The 15,756-nt window shown below is 70.0% G+C and carries 13 protein-coding genes; 7 read left to right on the forward strand and 6 right to left on the reverse strand.

The window, feature by feature from the left end; translation table 11 throughout:
- Positions 1–1,256, reverse strand: a 1,256-nt coding sequence (locus ACFXKZ_RS37625; RefSeq protein WP_380007464.1) for a family 2 encapsulin nanocompartment cargo protein terpene cyclase, incomplete at its 3' end; no start/stop codon positions are given.
- Between the two features lie 657 nt (positions 1,257–1,913).
- Here ACFXKZ_RS37625 and ACFXKZ_RS37630 point away from each other — a divergent pair.
- Positions 1,914–3,332, forward strand: coding sequence for a family 2B encapsulin nanocompartment shell protein (locus ACFXKZ_RS37630; protein WP_380007467.1), 1,419 nt, complete (start codon positions 1,914–1,916; stop codon positions 3,330–3,332).
- Between the two features lie 339 nt (positions 3,333–3,671).
- Entirely contained in the window at positions 3,672–4,088 is a 417-nt protein-coding gene (locus ACFXKZ_RS37635; RefSeq protein WP_380007470.1) for a DUF3052 domain-containing protein, read from the forward strand.
- A gap of 101 nt (positions 4,089–4,189) precedes the next feature.
- Here ACFXKZ_RS37635 and ACFXKZ_RS37640 read toward each other — a convergent pair whose 3' ends face one another.
- Positions 4,190–5,722: a M1 family metallopeptidase gene (locus ACFXKZ_RS37640; RefSeq protein ID WP_380007473.1), complete on the reverse strand. Its 1,533-nt coding sequence runs from the start codon at positions 5,720–5,722 to the stop codon at positions 4,190–4,192.
- 139 nt (positions 5,723–5,861) lie between these two features.
- Here ACFXKZ_RS37640 and ACFXKZ_RS37645 point away from each other — a divergent pair, with 139 nt between their 5' ends.
- Positions 5,862–6,197 (forward strand): hypothetical protein, encoded by a 336-nt coding sequence (locus ACFXKZ_RS37645; protein ID WP_380007476.1) that lies wholly within the window; start codon positions 5,862–5,864, stop codon positions 6,195–6,197.
- Between the two features lie 173 nt (positions 6,198–6,370).
- On the opposite strand, the gene ACFXKZ_RS37650 is transcribed toward ACFXKZ_RS37645, so the two are convergent.
- Both ACFXKZ_RS37650 and ACFXKZ_RS37655 read right to left on the reverse strand, forming a co-directional pair.
- Positions 6,371–6,967 carry a dihydrofolate reductase family protein gene (locus ACFXKZ_RS37650; RefSeq protein ID WP_380008049.1) on the reverse strand — a complete coding sequence of 199 codons (597 nt, stop codon included), beginning with the start codon at positions 6,965–6,967 and terminating at the stop codon, positions 6,371–6,373.
- Between the two features lie 175 nt (positions 6,968–7,142).
- Positions 7,143–7,574: an ASCH domain-containing protein gene (locus tag ACFXKZ_RS37655; protein ID WP_380007479.1), complete on the reverse strand. Its 432-nt coding sequence runs from the start codon at positions 7,572–7,574 to the stop codon at positions 7,143–7,145.
- Between ACFXKZ_RS37655 and ACFXKZ_RS37660 the strand changes: the two genes are divergently transcribed.
- Positions 7,573–8,997, forward strand: coding sequence for a tetratricopeptide repeat protein (locus ACFXKZ_RS37660; RefSeq protein WP_380007482.1), 1,425 nt, complete (start codon positions 7,573–7,575; stop codon positions 8,995–8,997). The two genes, ACFXKZ_RS37655 and ACFXKZ_RS37660, sit on opposite strands and share 2 nt — an antisense overlap.
- Before the next feature lie 69 nt (positions 8,998–9,066).
- On the opposite strand, the gene ACFXKZ_RS37665 is transcribed toward ACFXKZ_RS37660, so the two are convergent.
- Positions 9,067–10,275 carry an amidohydrolase gene (locus tag ACFXKZ_RS37665; protein WP_380007485.1) on the reverse strand — a complete coding sequence of 403 codons (1,209 nt, stop codon included), beginning with the start codon at positions 10,273–10,275 and terminating at the stop codon, positions 9,067–9,069.
- Between the two features lie 96 nt (positions 10,276–10,371).
- Between ACFXKZ_RS37665 and ACFXKZ_RS37670 the strand changes: the two genes are divergently transcribed.
- The 3 genes from ACFXKZ_RS37670 to ACFXKZ_RS37680 all read left to right on the forward strand — a co-directional run bounded on the left by ACFXKZ_RS37670 (position 10,372) and on the right by ACFXKZ_RS37680 (position 14,797).
- Positions 10,372–11,082 carry a TetR/AcrR family transcriptional regulator gene (locus tag ACFXKZ_RS37670; protein ID WP_380007488.1) on the forward strand — a complete coding sequence of 237 codons (711 nt, stop codon included), beginning with the start codon at positions 10,372–10,374 and terminating at the stop codon, positions 11,080–11,082.
- Positions 11,082–12,815, forward strand: a complete 1,734-nt coding sequence (locus ACFXKZ_RS37675; RefSeq protein WP_380007491.1) for an ABC transporter ATP-binding protein — start codon at positions 11,082–11,084, stop codon at positions 12,813–12,815. The genes ACFXKZ_RS37670 and ACFXKZ_RS37675 overlap by 1 nt, the downstream gene beginning before the upstream one ends.
- Positions 12,816–12,895: 80 nt before the next feature.
- Positions 12,896–14,797: an ABC transporter ATP-binding protein gene (locus ACFXKZ_RS37680; RefSeq protein WP_380008052.1), complete on the forward strand. Its 1,902-nt coding sequence runs from the start codon at positions 12,896–12,898 to the stop codon at positions 14,795–14,797.
- Positions 14,798–14,863: 66 nt separating this feature from the next.
- Here the strand turns inward: ACFXKZ_RS37680 and ACFXKZ_RS37685 are convergent, their stop codons facing one another.
- Complete coding sequence (locus tag ACFXKZ_RS37685; RefSeq protein WP_380007494.1) at positions 14,864–15,568, reverse strand: SDR family oxidoreductase; 705 nt, start codon at positions 15,566–15,568, stop codon at positions 14,864–14,866.
- Positions 15,569–15,756 lie beyond the last annotated feature (188 nt).

A 15,756-nucleotide genomic window follows, 5' to 3' on the forward strand; every position in this document is an offset into this window, starting at 1 on the left:
GACACCTGGGGCACGGGACACGCGAGAGCCAGCGCGGCGGCCTCCGCCTCGAAGGCACGCATCAGCTCGTTGTGCACCTCGATGGCCTTGAGGAATGCCTCGCGCTCGTCGAGACCTTCGCGTTCGGCGAGCACCACGGGCAGGTTCATGTGCCGCCCCGGGGCGGCGAGTTCCTTGGTGTACGAGTACAGGTCGTTGACGATCGTGGTGGCGTTGGAGGCCAGCGCGATGACACGCTGCATGTCCGGCCGGGCGTGCAGATCGGCGGGCAGTTCGTACCCGCCGACGGTGTCGGTGATGGTGGGACACGGACGGAAGTTGTTGAACTGCCGCATCGCCAGGTACTCCCACACCTCGGGCACGTACTCCGTCTGCGCCCACGCCGCCTCCGCGAGATAGCCCAGATGCAAGCGGGCCATGTCGTGCCGGAACCGGTCGGCCCGAGAGGGGCCGGCGAGTCGCAGGAAGTAGTCCATGGCGGAGCGGTACGCCCGCCGCGGGGCGTCCCCGTGCAGCGACTGCGCCCAGGGGCCGTGATATTCCGGCGTGGTGTGCACCGGATCGAGCGCGGTGTGCGCCATGAGGAGGCGTCCGCCCAGGCCCACCGGTGAGCCGCCGTGGTCCTCGCAATAGCAGTCGTCGAGGACGTTCTCCGCGGCCATCAACCGGGTGGCGACCATCAGGTGCTCGATCGAGGGCGCATCGGGATGGCACGCGACCATGTACCTGCCCAACGAGAAACCGTCGAACTGGTCCTCCCACTCGGGCGGGAACAGCGCGACCTCGTCCACCGCCCAGTCCTTGATCCGACGACCGACCTCCGCCACCCGCACCTCGTCCGGCTCGACCACCGGGTGGTAATACAGGCCCGGAATCTCCCGGCACGGCATCGATGGTTGCGCGCGCTGCCCCAAGTGCAGACCCGCGGTCCCCAGGCCCCTCGGGCCGCGCAACGCGCGCTCCCATACGTCGCGGGCCGCGACGTCCCGGGCGCCGGCGTCGGGAGCTTCGGGCTCGGCCGCGGGGTGGTGCAGGGCCGGGCTCTCCCGGGGCGGCTCCGGCGGTCCCGGGTGCCGCGCCGCGTACAGGGCGGACGTACCCAGGCCGCTCGGGCCGCGCAGCACCCGCTCCAGGACCTCGCGAGCCGGATCCGGATCCCCCCGGACGCCGTCCTCGGGCGCGGCGCGGAGTGCGGCGGGCGCCGCCACGGCCCGTGGGCCCGGTGTCGGCACCGGATGGAGCGAGTGATCGGGCATCCGTGACTCCTTGGGTGATCGGATGGAGGGTTTGCCGAAAGTCGGGAATACACGGCCGGTGGTCCGGGAAAACGGCGGAAAGTAAATTCCGTATCCGGTCGATGGGGCCGCCCATAGCGTCGGGGCGATGTGATTGTGCGAGGCGTGTCTCGTCTGCGGCGGGTCGAAATGGACGATGGGCGGAGAGCGTCCTTTTCGCATCCGGGAACAGGTTAGGGCGACTCCCCGATTCGGCGAGGAGGAGGAGTCGATTGTCATTCGATGTAGTGAACTTCCGGTCGCATGTTTGCCGGGCGCACACCGTGGATGACCTGTGCATCACACGCCTGCGATCGGGTGGCATCCCGACCGGCGGGGCTTCGGCGGGCGCACGGGCGGACCCGGACGGCCGCCGGGGATCCGCCGGGTTCGATCCGGTGGAAAACGGGTGATGCATCGCGATCCGGAAGTGCGACGAGCGATTCCGCTTTCCTGCTTCGCACCGGAACGAAACCCGAATCCTTTCCATGAACGGTGTCGTCGTGTTTAATCGGTCGAAATCCCGTTCAATTGCCGCACGTCGGGCGCGCTATTCACTCTTTCGTGTAGTAGCAGATTCACCCTCGTTGTTGTCAGGCTGTTCCCGTCTGCTCCAAGCTCGGGAGGAAGAGGCGCTTCATGTCGGTCGACGCAAATCCGCAGCCATCCGCGGATCGGGATCGGGAACGGGAACAACAGAGTCTTGACACCGCGGCGGCGCGGAATCTGGCCACGACGACCAAGTCCGTCCCGCAGATGCAGGAGATCAGCTCCCGCTGGCTGCTGCGGATGTTGCCGTGGGTGCAGGTGCAGGGCGGTACGTACCGGGTGAACCGGCGGCTGAGCTACGCGGTGGGCGACGGGCGGGTCACCTTCGTGCAGACCGCGGGCCGGGTCGAGGTGATCCCGGCCGAACTGGGTGAGCTGCCGGCGCTGCGGAACTATCCCGACCAGGCCGTGCTGACGGAGCTGGCCCGGCGTTGCGAGCAGCGCGAATACCCGGCGGGCGCGGTGCTGGCCGAGTCCGGGGCGGACGTCGAGCGGGTGTTCCTGCTGGCGCACGGACGCGTCGACCGAGTGGGGTCGGGGCCGTACGGGGGTGTAACGGTTCTGGGTGCGCTGGCGGACGGCGCGTACTTCGGCGACGAGTGTCTGACTGCGGCGGAGCCGACCTGGCCGTGCACGTTCCGGGCGAGCACGCCGTGCACGGTGTTGGAACTGACCCGCGCCGACGTGGACAACCTCGCCGAGCGGGCCGAGTCGCTGCGCGCCCACCTCGACGACGTGGCGCGGATCCCGAAGCAGCGGACCAACAAGTACGGCGAGGCGCCGATCGATCTGATCGCCGGCCATGTCGGTGAGGCGGTCCTCCCGCACACCTTCGTGGACTACGAACTCGCGCCGCGCGAGTACGAACTCTCCGCCGCCCAGACCGTGCTCAAGGTTCACACCCGGGTCGCGGACCTCTACAACGAGCCGATGAACCAGACCGAGCAGCAGTTGCGCCTGACCGTGGAGGCGCTGCGCGAACGCCAGGAGTACGAGCTGGTCAACAACAGCGAGTTCGGGCTGCTCGCCAACTGCGACCACTCGCAGCGCATCCAGCCCCACGACGGCGTCCCCGGTCCCGACGACATGGACGAACTGCTCTCCCGCCGCCGCGGCAACAAGTTCTTCCTCGCGCACCCCAAGGCGATCGCCGCCTTCGGACGCGAGTGCAACGCGCGCGGTCTGGTCCCGGATTCGGTGGACTTCAACGGGCACCGGATTCCGGCCTGGCGCGGTGTTCCCATCTTCCCGTGCGGCAAGATCCCGCTCACCGAGCAGCGCACGACGTCGATCCTGTGCATGCGCACCGGCGAGGACAACCAGGGCGTCGTCGGCCTGCGGCAGGACGGCATCCCCGACGAGATCGAACCCAGCCTGTCGGTGCGCTTCATGGGCATCAACGAGCAGGCGATCATCTCGTACCTGGTCACCGCCTACTACTCGGCCGCGATCCTGGTCCCGGACGCGCTCGGCATCCTGGAGAACGTCGAGGTCGGTCACCGCCGCTGACCGGGGAGGGCGGCGCTATCGTGGTGGGCAAAGTGCTGCCGAGGCGCGGAGGTCCGGATGGCCGGGTTCGAATGCCTGTGTGGTCACGGACGTTCCCGGCACAGCGGGCCGCCCGAACGCCGGGGCGGATGCCGGACCTGCACGTGTGCGGAGTACGTGTACGCGGCCGAAGCCGTCGCCCAGTCACGCCTGCCGGCCGCGACGCCTCCGCAGGAGGAACGCAAGCCGCATCCGAGTTGCCCGCTGCAAGACCCCGACTGCATCGGCTTTCACCCGACGATCGGCTGGTAGCGCCCGCGTGCACGGGTGTACGGACGCGTGTCGAGAGCGGAGGTTGTGATGGGGGCTGCCGCGGACGCGCCGAACCACGCGCGGCGGATGGGCATCGTGCCGGCCATGGTGGTTCGGGAACTGGGCTGGGACGACGACACCGATGACGAAATCCGCGCCGACATCGAGGACACGATCGGCGGCGCGATGGTGGACGACGAAACCGACGAGGTCGTGGACGCCGTCCTGCTGTGGTGGCGAATCGGTGACGGCGACCTGGCCTGCGAACTCATCGATATGGCACGGGCCTTGGCCGACACGGGCGCGATCTGGGTGCTCACCCCCGCGACGGGCAAACCCGGCTGCGTCGACCCGAGCGAGATCGCCGAGGAAGCGCACGCGGCCGGCCTCGTATCCGTGGCTTCCGTCGCCCTCGGGGCATGGTCCGGCAACCACTTCGTCCGACCCGAACCACCCTCCGCATAACGCCGGTTCGTCGCGTCCGGGTGTGCGGCTCGCGCCACGGCCCGGCCGACCGCTCGGGGCGGTCGGCCGGGCCGTTTTCGGGCTTCACGTCCGATGGATCGTCAATCCTTGTGATCGTGCACCGTGTTGGTCTCCTGGATCTTCTTCCAGGACTTCGGCTCCGGTGCCACGTCCGCGGTGGCCCTCGGCGTCAGACTCGGCTTCGCCGTACTCGGCGCCGCCACTCCGGCCGACCCCGCCGCGGGCTTCGACGGCGTGAACAGCCAGGTGGTGAACAGTTCGGCCAGCGGCTTGCCGGAGATCCGCTCCGCGTACGCCTGGAAGTCCTGGACGGTGGCGTTGCCGTACCTGCGCTCGGTCGGCCAGCCCTTCAGGATTTGGAAGAACTTCTCGTCCCCGACGGCGTTGCGCAGCGCCTGCACCGCCACCGCGCCCCGGTCGTAGACCGCGCCGGCGAACTGCTGATCCGGTCCCGGGTCGCCCGGCTTGATGGTCCAGAACGCGTTGTCGGCCGGGTAGAGGTTGTAGACGTAGTCGGCCAACTCCTGGGCCGTGCCCTCGTTTTCGTGCTCGGACCACAACCACTGCGAATACCGGGCGAAGCCCTCGTTGAGCCAGATGTCGCTCCAGCGCCGCACGGACACACTGTCCCCGTACCACTGGTGGGCCAGTTCGTGCACCACAACGGAGGTGTTGGCACCGCGGGCGAACTGCGCCGGGCTGTAGAAGATCTGGCCCTGCGTCTCCAGCGCGTAGCCGGTGGGCACGTTGGGCACATAGCCGCCGACGGTGCCGAACGGGTACGGGCCGAATCGGCCGCTGAGCCAGTCGACCAGCTCGCCGGTCCGCTCGACACTGGCCTGCGCCGCGCCGGCGTTGTCGCCGAGGTCCCTGCTGTACGCGGTGATGACGGGCAGTCCGCCGGGGGTGGTGTCGGTGCGGATGTCGAACTTGCCGATCGCCACCGTGGCCAGGTAGGTGGCCTGCGGCTTGGTCTGCCGGTAGTTGTAGCGGGTCCAACCGGCCCGCGAACTCTGCGTCGAGGTGCCGTTGCTGATCACCTGGGTGCCGTCGGGCACCAGCACGGAGACGTCGAACGTGGCCTTGTCGGTCGGGTGGTCGTTGCTCGGGTACCACCAGGCCGCGCCCTCGGGCTCGTTGGCGGCGATGCCGCCGTCGGGGGTGCGCAACCAGCCCGACACGCCGCCGCGCAGGACCGTACCGGGGCGGTCGGCGTAGCGGACGACGACGGTGATCGGGCTGCCCTTGGTGATCACCCGGGCGGGGGTGATCTCCAACTCGTGTTCACCGGTGGCGGCGAACGTGGCGGGGCGGCCGTTGACCAGCACCTCGTTCACCTTCAGCACGAAGTCGAGGTTGAAGCGGGTGAGGTCCTGGCCCGCGGTGGCCAGGATGGTGGTGGTGCCCTCTAAGTCGTCGGTGGCGGGCTGGTACTTGAGCCGGATGTCGTAGTGCGAGACGTCGTAGCCGCCGTTGCCGGCGGTCGGGTAATAGGGATCGCCGATGCCCGGGGCTCCCGGGCCGGCCTGGGCGGCGGCCGAGGCGGAGGCGGGGACGGACAGGAGCAGGGCGAGCGCGCCTGCGGCGGCAGAGACGGTCAGCCTCGTGCGCACAGTGGTCCTCCACAGGGTCACTGGGAAAACGGGTCGGATCGATCCTTGTCCCGCCGGACCCCGTGCTACGCCCGAACGCTCGGATGTTCACGGGAAGAAAGCAATGCGAAATGCCGGCGCCGGGGCGCACCCGATTCCGGTGGCACGGAACCGGGCCGCCAACATCCTCGACGTTCCTCGGAACGATCACGGCCAACCGACGGGGGCACGACTGACGGATCGGCGGGAGGGTGACGCACTCGTACCGAATCGGCGTGGCACCGAGTTGGCGATGCTCGGCTTCGCGGTGCTCGTGGGCCACGATCCGGAGCGGGACGGGCCGCTCGCGGAGGAGGTCGTACGGGACACCTGGCTCGGGTTCGCGCCGGCGGACGAGGACGAGGACGGCGAATGGTGGGGCCGACTCGGGTGGTCGTCGGCTGCCTCGAAGCACGACTACGCCGCTCCCGGGTACGGGAAGCGGCGCCGCGCGTGACGTCAAAGCCGGTGAGGGGGCCGCCTCACGGCGGAAGGCACACCGTGGCTCCAGCCGAGCGGTATTCCACGGAGGCAATGGTTGGGCCCGGGGGCACACCCTCACCGACGACCATCACAACCGACACCGCCCCGGAATCATTCCCCACCACCGAGCCGGGTCGGCGGCCGTGGCTACTTACGCCAAAACAGGTGGTGCACCACGCCGCTCGGGCTGGGCACGACATCGAGGTGGAACCGGTCGAGCAGCTCGTCGGGGGATTCCCACAGGCGCAGTCCGCCGCCCAGCTTCAGCGGGGAGACCGCCACATGCATCGTGTCGACGAGGTCGGCCTCCAGGAATTCCCGAATGACGGTGACCCCGCCGCCCAGTCGCACGTCCTTGCCCTGCGCCGCCTTGCGCGCCTTGTCGAGAACCGTGGCCGGGTCGCCGTCGACGAAGTGGAACGTGGTATCGGAGAGCGTGAACGAGGGACGCTCGTGGTGGGTCATGACGAACACCGGCGTCCGGAACGGGGGCTCGTCCCCCCACCAGCCCAGCCACTCGTGGTCCCGCCAGGGCCCACGCTGGGGCCCGAACTTGTTGCGGCCCATGATCTCGGCACCGATATTGCGGTCGTAGTCCCGCGTGAAGTAGTCGTCGAGCCCCCGGCTGCCCCCGGGATCGGTACGCATCCGCCAACTGGCGGTCGCCCCCGCCCAGGCGAACAGCCTTTCGGGATGATCATATCCGAACGGGCGTTCGAGACTCTGATCCTCACCGGCACCCACGCCGTCACTCGACACGGCGAAATTCTGAACCCGCAACAGCTGAGCCACGTTTTCCTCCTGTGATGCCTTCAGGCTTGCGCCTCGGTTTCACGGATGGATCGGAGCCCACATCCCGTTCTCGACATCGAGCCACGGATTCTCCGAAAAATCTTCCGAACCCGCCTCACGATCGCATCTACGCGCCTTCGCCGCGCGGGAGGAGTCCGAAGCGCTGGGCAACAACCCGAGTGTCGTCATCGACCGTGAACCCGGGATCATCCATCGCCGCCCGCATCTCGGGGCCGTGCCAGAACTTCTCGTGGTTGGCCCGCCACTGCGCGATCGAGGTATCGCCCTCACCCTCGTCACGAACATGCGACCAGTCGACATCCGCCAGTCGCAACACGCGGACCTCGATGATCTCGATGACACCGACACCGCATCCCCCCGAATCGACGACCGTGTAGCGATCCCCGACCCGCGGAAGTTCCTCACCCGCATGCTCGTAGTCCGCGAGCACACCGGTGGTACTGGTCTTCGTCCCATCGAGCACGGCAGCAACAAGCGCATCACGCAGCGGCCCGGGAAAGGCAAACTCCATGGGCGGATACTCGAACACGTCAACCATGCCCCCACGCTACGGCAGGGGGTTCACGGACGCAGTCCCGCCGCGCGAAGCCGTTGGCACCTTCGCGCCATGCGCCGGCGAAACCAAGCGCAACGGGGTGGCCCGGCCCCGTTCGGGCGGATGTCACACCTGCTGTGCGATCATCCGGTTCGTCGGTTGGGTGGGTGCGCGTGAGGGGGCAACTCGGGTGGGGCGGTTGGCGGATCGTTGGCGGGAGCGTACCGGGGGCGAGGCCGGTGCGTTGTACCGGAGCGGGCTTGGGTTGCTGTTGGATCGCCGGGACACGGAGGCGGAGCCGTTGTTGCGCGAGGCCGTGCGCTTGACGGTCGAGCGCGACGGACCGACGGCGCACACCACGTTCGTGTGCAGATTGGACCTGGGCAGCGCGCTGTCCAAGCTCGGCCGGCACGAGGAGGCCGAGGCACTGATCCGCGAATCGTTGGCATACGCGAAGACGGCGCAACCGTCGGGGGACGAGGAGATGCGTGCCCGCGCGTATCTCGTCCATGCGCTCGTCGTCGCCGGGCGACCCAAGCCGGCGGAGGCCGAGTCCCGCACCGTGATCGGACTGCCGGTCGGGCACCCCTCCCCGTGGTGGTACGTCGCCAACTGGCACCTGCGGGCCCGGACGTTGGCCTCGCTCGGGCGTCCCGGCGAGGCCCTGGAGATCGCCGAGCGCATGATCGCCTACGCCGTTCGGCGTCCCACGGTGCGCTATTGGGAGCGAGGCGCGCGAATTCTGCGTGCGGAACAGTTGGGATACCTGGGTCGCCACTCGGACGCCGAGCGGGAGTGCCGGGCTGCCCTGGGTTCGTTGGACGGCGCCGACGAACGCACGGCGACGCAGACTTCCGTGGAGGTAGGGCACGTTCTGGTTCCGGCGTTGCTCGCCCTGGGGCGTCGGATCGAGGCCGAGGCGTGCGCTCGATCGACGGTCGATCGAGCCGCGTCGCATACCGCGACGTGGCGCGAGTTGGCCGTCGCGCACGCGAACCTGGCCGTGTGCCTGAACGCGGACGCTCGCCACGACGAGGCCTTGGCGCAGATCACCGCGGCCAGAGCGGTGTTCGCACGCACCGGACCGGCCGACCGGGACGGCAGCACGGCGCTGATCGCGAACGCCGCGGCCGGCGTGCTGATCGGCCTGGGCCGATACGCCGACGCGCAGGCCGAATCCGACGCCGCGCTGTCCCTGGGTGCCCGCGAGCTCGGGCCCTTCCACCACCGCACCCTCGAGGCGGGCACCGCCCTGGGCACGGCACTCGCGCGCGAGCCGCGTCGTCACGCCGAAGCCCGGGACCGCCTCCGGATGGCCGAGGCGGCCTGGCGGACCCATTTCGGCCCGGAGCACCCACGAACGGCCGCCACCCGCAACGTACTTGCCGAACTACGGGATATTCCGCCGCAATCCGACCCGGACTGAGCCGCCCGAAGCACCTGCCCGCAGCCGGGCTCGGAGGTTCGCACAACCGCGGCGGCTGGAGGCGGGGCGCTAACGCGTGAGCCAGGTGCGGGCGGCGGATACCAGGGTTTGTACTCCGGTGGCCAGTGTGGGGTCGAGGGTTGGGGCGAAGTGGGGGGAGTGGTTGGTGGGGATGTTTTCCGCGATCCGGCCTGCTGCTTGGGCCTCTGCGTACAGCGCCGGGTCGGTGCCTCGGACGAACCAGTACGCGGAGGGGATGCGGCCGCCGTCGGTCAGCAGGCCGAAGTCCTCGCTCGCCGGGATCAGCGGCGCCGCGATCACGCGCGCCGGGTCGAACTGCGCCCGGAACGCCGCGAGTACCGCCTTGCCGACCCGCTCGTCGTTGACCAACGCCGGGAAGCTGTACAGCAGTTCGACCTCCGGGTCCGGCGCCCCGGACGTGGCCGCCTCGCCCCGCACGATCCGCTCGATCGCCGCCAGTGCCCGGTCGCGGACTGCGGGGTCGAACGAGCGCAGGGTCAAACCCAGTTCGGCCTCGTCGGGAATGATGTTCTCCTTGGTGCCGGCGTGCATCGACCCGACGGTCAGCACCACCGGGTCGGTCGCCGCCACCTCCCGGGACACCACGGTCTGCAGGCGCATCACGGTCGCGGCGGCCAGGACCACCGGGTCCACCGTCGCCTCCGGTCGCGAGCCGTGACCCCCCTTGCCGCGCAGCCGGATCCGGATGGCATCGCCGGCGGCCATGGTGACCCCGTCGCGGTACCCGATCCGGCCGGCCGGTCCGGGACCCACGTGTTGCCCCAACGCGACCGCCGGCGTGCCGAATCGTGCGTACAGGCCGTCGTCGAGCATCGCCCGGGCCCCACGGCCGATCTCCTCCGCGGGCTGGAAGACCAGTAACACCCGGCCCGACCAGTCGGCGAATCGACCGGCCAACTCGGTCGCGGCACCGATCAGCCACGTGGTGTGCAGATCGTGGCCGCAGGCGTGGGCGACCCCGTCCCTCGTCGACGCGTACGGCAGACCGGTCTTCTCGGCGACCGGCAACGCGTCCATGTCGGCGCGAAGCAGCACGGTCGGCCCCTCCCCCCGGGCCAACACGCCCACCACGCCGGTGCCGCCGACTCCTTCGACCGTGTCGCAGCCGAGCGCGCGCAGGTGTGCGGCGACCAGGGACGCGGTGCGGTGCTCCTCGAAGGCCAACTCGGGGTGCCGGTGCAAGTCCCGGTATATCTCGGTGAGTTCGTTCAACAGGTCGGGTGATGTGGAGATCATCGTATTCCTTCCGTCGGGTCGGCGCGGCACGGTTCCGATGCTAGGGCGTGCGGCCTCGTTTGACTGAGTGAGCACTCATTCATTAGCGTCGAGCACGTGACGGACACCACAAGCAGGGCCACTCGGCGGCGGCGCGCGCCCTCCCTCGAACCCGAGGAGCGGCGGGCCGCCATCATCGCCGCCACCCTCCCCCTCCTCCTCGAACGCGGCGTATCGGTGACCACGCAGCAGATCGCCCGAGCCGCCGGCGTCGCCGAAGGCACGATCTTCAGCGTGTTCCCGGACAAACACTCACTCGTCCACGCCGCCGTGCTGAGCGGTTTCGAGCCGACACCCATCGTCGCCGCGATCGCCGCGATCGATCCGAATCCGGACCTGCGCGACCGGCTGAGCGCGGTGATCCGCGTCATCGCCGACCAACTCGTCGCCACCGAACCGCTCGTGGCCGCGTTGCGCACCCAGAGCGTGCCGGCGGAGGTCAGGGAACCGTTCCTGGCGGAGGTGGCGCGCTACCGGCAACGCCTCGTCGCGGCGGTCGCCGAGGTGGTCGAGCCCGACCGTGACACGCTGCGCCGCCCGCCGACCATGGTCGCGCAACTGGTGGTGGCGATGGTATTCGCCACCACCCGCGGCACGTTCGGCCTCGGCGACGCACTCGACACCGACGAGATCGCCACACTGCTCCTCGACGGCCTGCTCGTGCGCGAGCAAGCCCCCGAGCAAGCCCCCGGGCCGGCCCCCGCACCCACCCCGACCCTCGACCCGACGCGCCAACCACCCCGGTCGACCAAGCGGGCGCGACGCTGATGTTATTGCGCCTGTTACGCAACCACCTGCGCCCCTACCGCCGTTCCCTGACCCTGCTCCTGCTTCTACAGGTCGGTCAAGCCGTCGCCGCACTGCAACTGCCCAGCCTCAACGCCGATTTGATCGACAACGGCGTGCTCACCGGCGACAACGGATACATCCTGAGCATCGGCGGCGTGATGGCGGCCGTCGCGCTGGGCCAGATCCTCTGTTCGATCACGGCCGCCTATCTCGCCGCCCGGATCGCCACCGCCCTCGGCTACGACCTGCGAGCGGCGGTCTTCGATCGGGTGTTGTCCTTCTCCGCCCAGGAAGTGAACCGGATCGGCACCGCGTCGCTCTTCAATCGCACCACCAACGACGTGCAACAGGTGCAACTCCTGGCGCTGCTCACCGGCACCCTGCTGGTGCCCGCGCCGATCGTGTGCGTCGGCGGCGTGGTCATGGCGCTGCGCCTGGACGGGCCGCTGTCCGGCCTGTTCGCGGTCGTCATCCCGGTACTGGTCGTCATCGTGGGTGTCCTGGTCGGCCGGATGCTTCCGCTGCACCGGGTGGCCCAGCGCCGGCTCGACCGCACCAACGGCATCCTGCGCGAACAGATCACCGGCGTCCGGGTCATCCGGGCGTTCGTCCGCGACGACCGCGAGCGACGCAGGTATACCGCCGCCAACGAGGAACTCACCGAGGTGTCGCTGCGCGTCAGCCGGCTCACGGCGGTGATGTTCCCGATGCTGATGCTGGTCATCTACGTGTCCAGTGTCGCCGTGTTGTGGTTCGGCGGGCACCGGATCTCCGGCGGGTCGATGCAGATCGGCGCGCTGCCCGCCTACCTGTCGTATCTGATGCAGATCCTGATGTCGATTCTGTCGGCCACCTTCATGTTCACCATGATTCCCCGAGCCGAGGTGAGTGCCGAACGCATCCAGGGCGTCCTCGGCACCGAACCGATGTTGCGGGCGCCGGAACACCCCCTGACCGCGCTGCCCCGCGCCGGTGAAGTCGAGCTGTCCGCCGTGGAGTTCCGCTATCCCGGCGCCGATTCGGCCGTCCTGCAGGGCATCGACCTGGTGGCCCGACCGGGCACCGTCACCGCGATCGTCGGCGGTACGGGCAGCGGGAAGACGACCCTGCTGAACCTGGTGCCGAGGCTGATCGGGGCGAGCGCGGGCACGGTCCGCGTCGGCGGCGCCGACGTACGGGAGTTGGCACCGGCGCTGCTCGCGGCGCAGGTCGGATACGTACCGCAGCGGCCGTTCCTGTTCTCCGGCACCATCGCCGACAACCTCCGGCACGGCCGGCACGATGCCGGCGAGGCCGAGATGTGGCACGCCCTGGAGGTCGCGCAGGCCCGGGAGTTCGTGGAACGGCTCCCGCAGGGACTCGATGCCCCGGTCACCCAGGGCGGCTCGAACCTGTCGGGTGGGCAACGCCAACGGCTGGCCATCGCCCGGGCGCTCATCCGTCGGCCGGCGATCTACCTGTTCGACGACTCGTTCTCCGCCCTCGACCACGCCACCGAGGCGGCGCTGCGTACCGCGCTCGCCGACGAGACCGCCGAGGCGACCGTGCTCGTCGTGGCGCAGCGGGTCGGCACCATCCGCGCCGCGGACCACATCCTCGTGCTGGACGAGGGACGTGTGGTCGGCGCCGGTACGCATGCCGAACTGCTCGAACGCAACCCCACCTACCGGGAGATCGCCCTGTCCCAGACCAACGACCGGGAGGCGGCGTGAGTATCGGGAAGCCCGGCGACCCGGCGCGGCCCACCGTGCCGCGCGCGCCCCTGGCCGGTGCGGTCGGCGCCGGACGGGCGATGGGCGGCGGGATGCCGCCGGCCAAGGTGCTCGACCTGCGCGGATCGATCCGCCGCCTGGCGCGCACCCTGCGTCCGGACCGCCTGCTCATCGCCGCGACCGCCGGCTGCGCGGTGGTCGCCGTCACCCTGGCGGTGCTCGGACCGCTCATGCTCGGCAAGGCCACCGACGTCATCGTCACCGGGCACATCGGCGCCGAATTGCAGCCCGGCGTCGGCAAGGCCGACGCCGTCGCCCACCTGCGGGCGACCGGGCACGACCGGCTCGCGGACCTGGTGTCCCCGCTGCCGGTGTCGCCCGGCCACGGCATCGACTTCACCCGGCTGGGCTGGGTCCTGCTCGCGGCCCTGCTGCTGTACCTCTTCTCCGGGGTGTTCGGCATCGTGCAGGCCCGATGCACCGCCCGGTTGGTGCAGCGCATCGGCTTCCGGCTCCGTGAGGACGTCGAGGCGAAACTCTCCCGGTTGCCGCTGAGTTACTTCGACCGGCAGTCGCGTGGCGACGTGCTCAGCCGCGCGACCAACGACATGGACAATCTCACCCAGACCCTGCAGCAGACGCTGAGCCAGTTGCTCACATCGGTCCTGACCATCGCCGGGGTGGTCGCGGTGATGTTCTGGGTGTCGTGGCTGCTCGCGCTGGTCGCGCTGACCACGGTCCCGCTGTGCCTGATCGGCGCCGCCCGGATCGGCCGCCGGGCACAACCCCACTTCGTCGAGCAGTGGGCCACGACCGGCCGGCTGAACGGACACATCGAGGAGACCTATGCGGGCCACTCGGTGGTTCGGACCTTCGGGCTGCAGGAGGAGGTGCGGCAGGATTTCGACCGGCACAACCGGGAGTTGCGTCGGGTCGGCTTCCGGGCGCAGTTCGTCTCCGGGACGATCCAACCCACCATGCTGTTCCTGGCCAATGCCAACTTCGTCCTGGTCGCGGTGAGCGGCGGGCTGTTCGCCACCGCCGGCATGGTCACCCTGGGCGGCGTCCAGGCATTCGTCCAGTACTCCCGCCAGATGAGCCAGCCGATCACCCAGATGGCGACCATGAGCAATCTGCTCCAGTCCGGCATCGCCTCGGCGGAGCGCATCTTCCAACTCCTCGACGCGGAGGAGCAGTTGCCCGATCCGGCGCAACCGGTGCGACCGGGGGTGCTCCGGGGTCGCATCGTCTTCGAGGACGTCTGCTTCCGGTATACGCCGGACGAACCGCTGATCGAGCACCTGTCGTTCACCGCCGAGCCGGGGCAGACGGTGGCGATCGTGGGCCCCACGGGCGCCGGGAAGACGACCCTGGTCAACCTCCTGATGCGCTTCTACGACCTCACCTCGGGTCGGATCACCATCGACGGCGTGGACATCGCGACGATGACCCGCGAGGACGTACGGCGCAACATCGGGATGGTGTTGCAGGACACCTGGCTGTTCCGGGGAACCGTCGCCGACAACATCGGGTACGGCGCGCACTGCCCGACGGCCGAACACATCGAGGAGGCGGCGCGCGCGGCGCACGTCGACCACTTCGTGCGCGCCATGCCCGACGGCTACCGCACGATGCTGGACGAGGCGGGTACCAATCTCAGTGTCGGCGAGCGGCAACTCGTCACCATCGCACGCGCGTTCCTGGGCGGGTCGGGCATCCTGATCCTGGACGAGGCGACCAGTTCCGTGGACACCCGTACCGAGGTGCTGATCCAGCGGGCGATGAACACGTTGCGCACCGGGCGGACCAGTTTCGTCATCGCGCACCGGTTGTCCACGATCCGCGATGCGGACCTGATCCTGGTGATGGAGGGGGGTCGGCTCGTCGAGCAGGGCACGCACGAGGCCCTGTGCGCGGCCGGCGGCGCCTATGCGCGGCTGCACGCGGCGCAGTTCGCCGGGGCGGATCGGCGGCGCGACTGAGGCTGTCCGAGGCCCTGTTCGGGGACCTGCGCGGGGCCCTGCGTGGGCCCCTGCATGGGGCCCTGCTCAGGGCATCCCACCGGCAGCCGCCACGTGGACGACCTGCCCCGAGGCGATGCCGGCCCCGTCGCCGGCCAGGAACGCCACCGTGGCCGCGAGTTCGGCCGTCGGCGCAGGCCCGCCCGGCGCGGGCGGACCGGGCGCCGGCGGCAGGATCTCCCCCGCCGCCGCCCGCACGCCCCGACCCACGACGACGAGGTGGGCGGTGACGCCGAACGCGTCGGCCTCCAGCGCCAGCGTCCGGGTGAACCCCTCCAGTGCGGCCCGCACGGTGGCGTTCTCCTGCCCGTCGGCGGCGTCCGGCAGGTCGACCACGGTGACGATGCGCCCGCACCCCTCCCGAATCATCGGGTCCAGCACCGCCCGGCTGATCAGGAACGCCTCCCGCAGCGGTCCGCCCACCTGCCCGTCCCAGTCACCCGCCGCGCCCGGCGGCCCGCTCGGCAGCGCCCGGACGACGTGCAACAGCAGGGCAGGCGGCCCCAGGTGCACGTCGACGTGATCCACCGCCCCCTGCACCGAATCGGCCGCGCCCGCGCGTACCTCCACGGCCAGCGCCCGCCGACCCGACCGCCGCGCGCACTCCACGGCCCCGGCACAGGCATCCGCGGACGGACCCAATACCGCGAGATCGAATCCCGCGTCCGCCAGCCGTGCAGCGAGCGGATCGCCGGCCCGGCCCGCCCCGGAAATGATGCCAACTGCGGCCACGGCGGCCTCCCCCCAACAGTTCGGAGGCGGGAGCCTAGCAGGGCAAATGGCGCTGTCCACCGCTGAGTTCTCCGCCGACCGACCCGCCGTGCGCACCGCGACGCCTACGGGTCGCATCGGTCTGGACCCCGTCGCCGACCCTGCCTAGACTCGGCGAATTCCATCGGGATCCCGCAGCGGCACGGTTC

Origin of the sequence: Embleya sp. NPDC059237 (genome assembly GCF_042754105.1) — a bacterium.
GTDB lineage: Bacteria > Actinomycetota > Actinomycetes > Streptomycetales > Streptomycetaceae > Embleya.

Coding starts and splice junctions, on each gene's coding strand:
- ACFXKZ_RS37630 (WP_380007467.1), top strand. CDS start 1,914: ATGTCGGTCGACGCAAATCCGCAGCCATCCGCGGATCGGGATCGGGAA.
- ACFXKZ_RS37635 (WP_380007470.1), top strand. CDS start 3,672: ATGGGGGCTGCCGCGGACGCGCCGAACCACGCGCGGCGGATGGGCATC.
- ACFXKZ_RS37660 (WP_380007482.1), top strand. CDS start 7,573: ATGCCCCCACGCTACGGCAGGGGGTTCACGGACGCAGTCCCGCCGCGC.
- ACFXKZ_RS37655 (WP_380007479.1), bottom strand. CDS start 7,574: ATGGTTGACGTGTTCGAGTATCCGCCCATGGAGTTTGCCTTTCCCGGG.
- ACFXKZ_RS37665 (WP_380007485.1), bottom strand. CDS start 10,275: ATGATCTCCACATCACCCGACCTGTTGAACGAACTCACCGAGATATAC.
- ACFXKZ_RS37675 (WP_380007491.1), top strand. CDS start 11,082: ATGTTATTGCGCCTGTTACGCAACCACCTGCGCCCCTACCGCCGTTCC.
- ACFXKZ_RS37680 (WP_380008052.1), top strand. CDS start 12,896: ATGGGCGGCGGGATGCCGCCGGCCAAGGTGCTCGACCTGCGCGGATCG.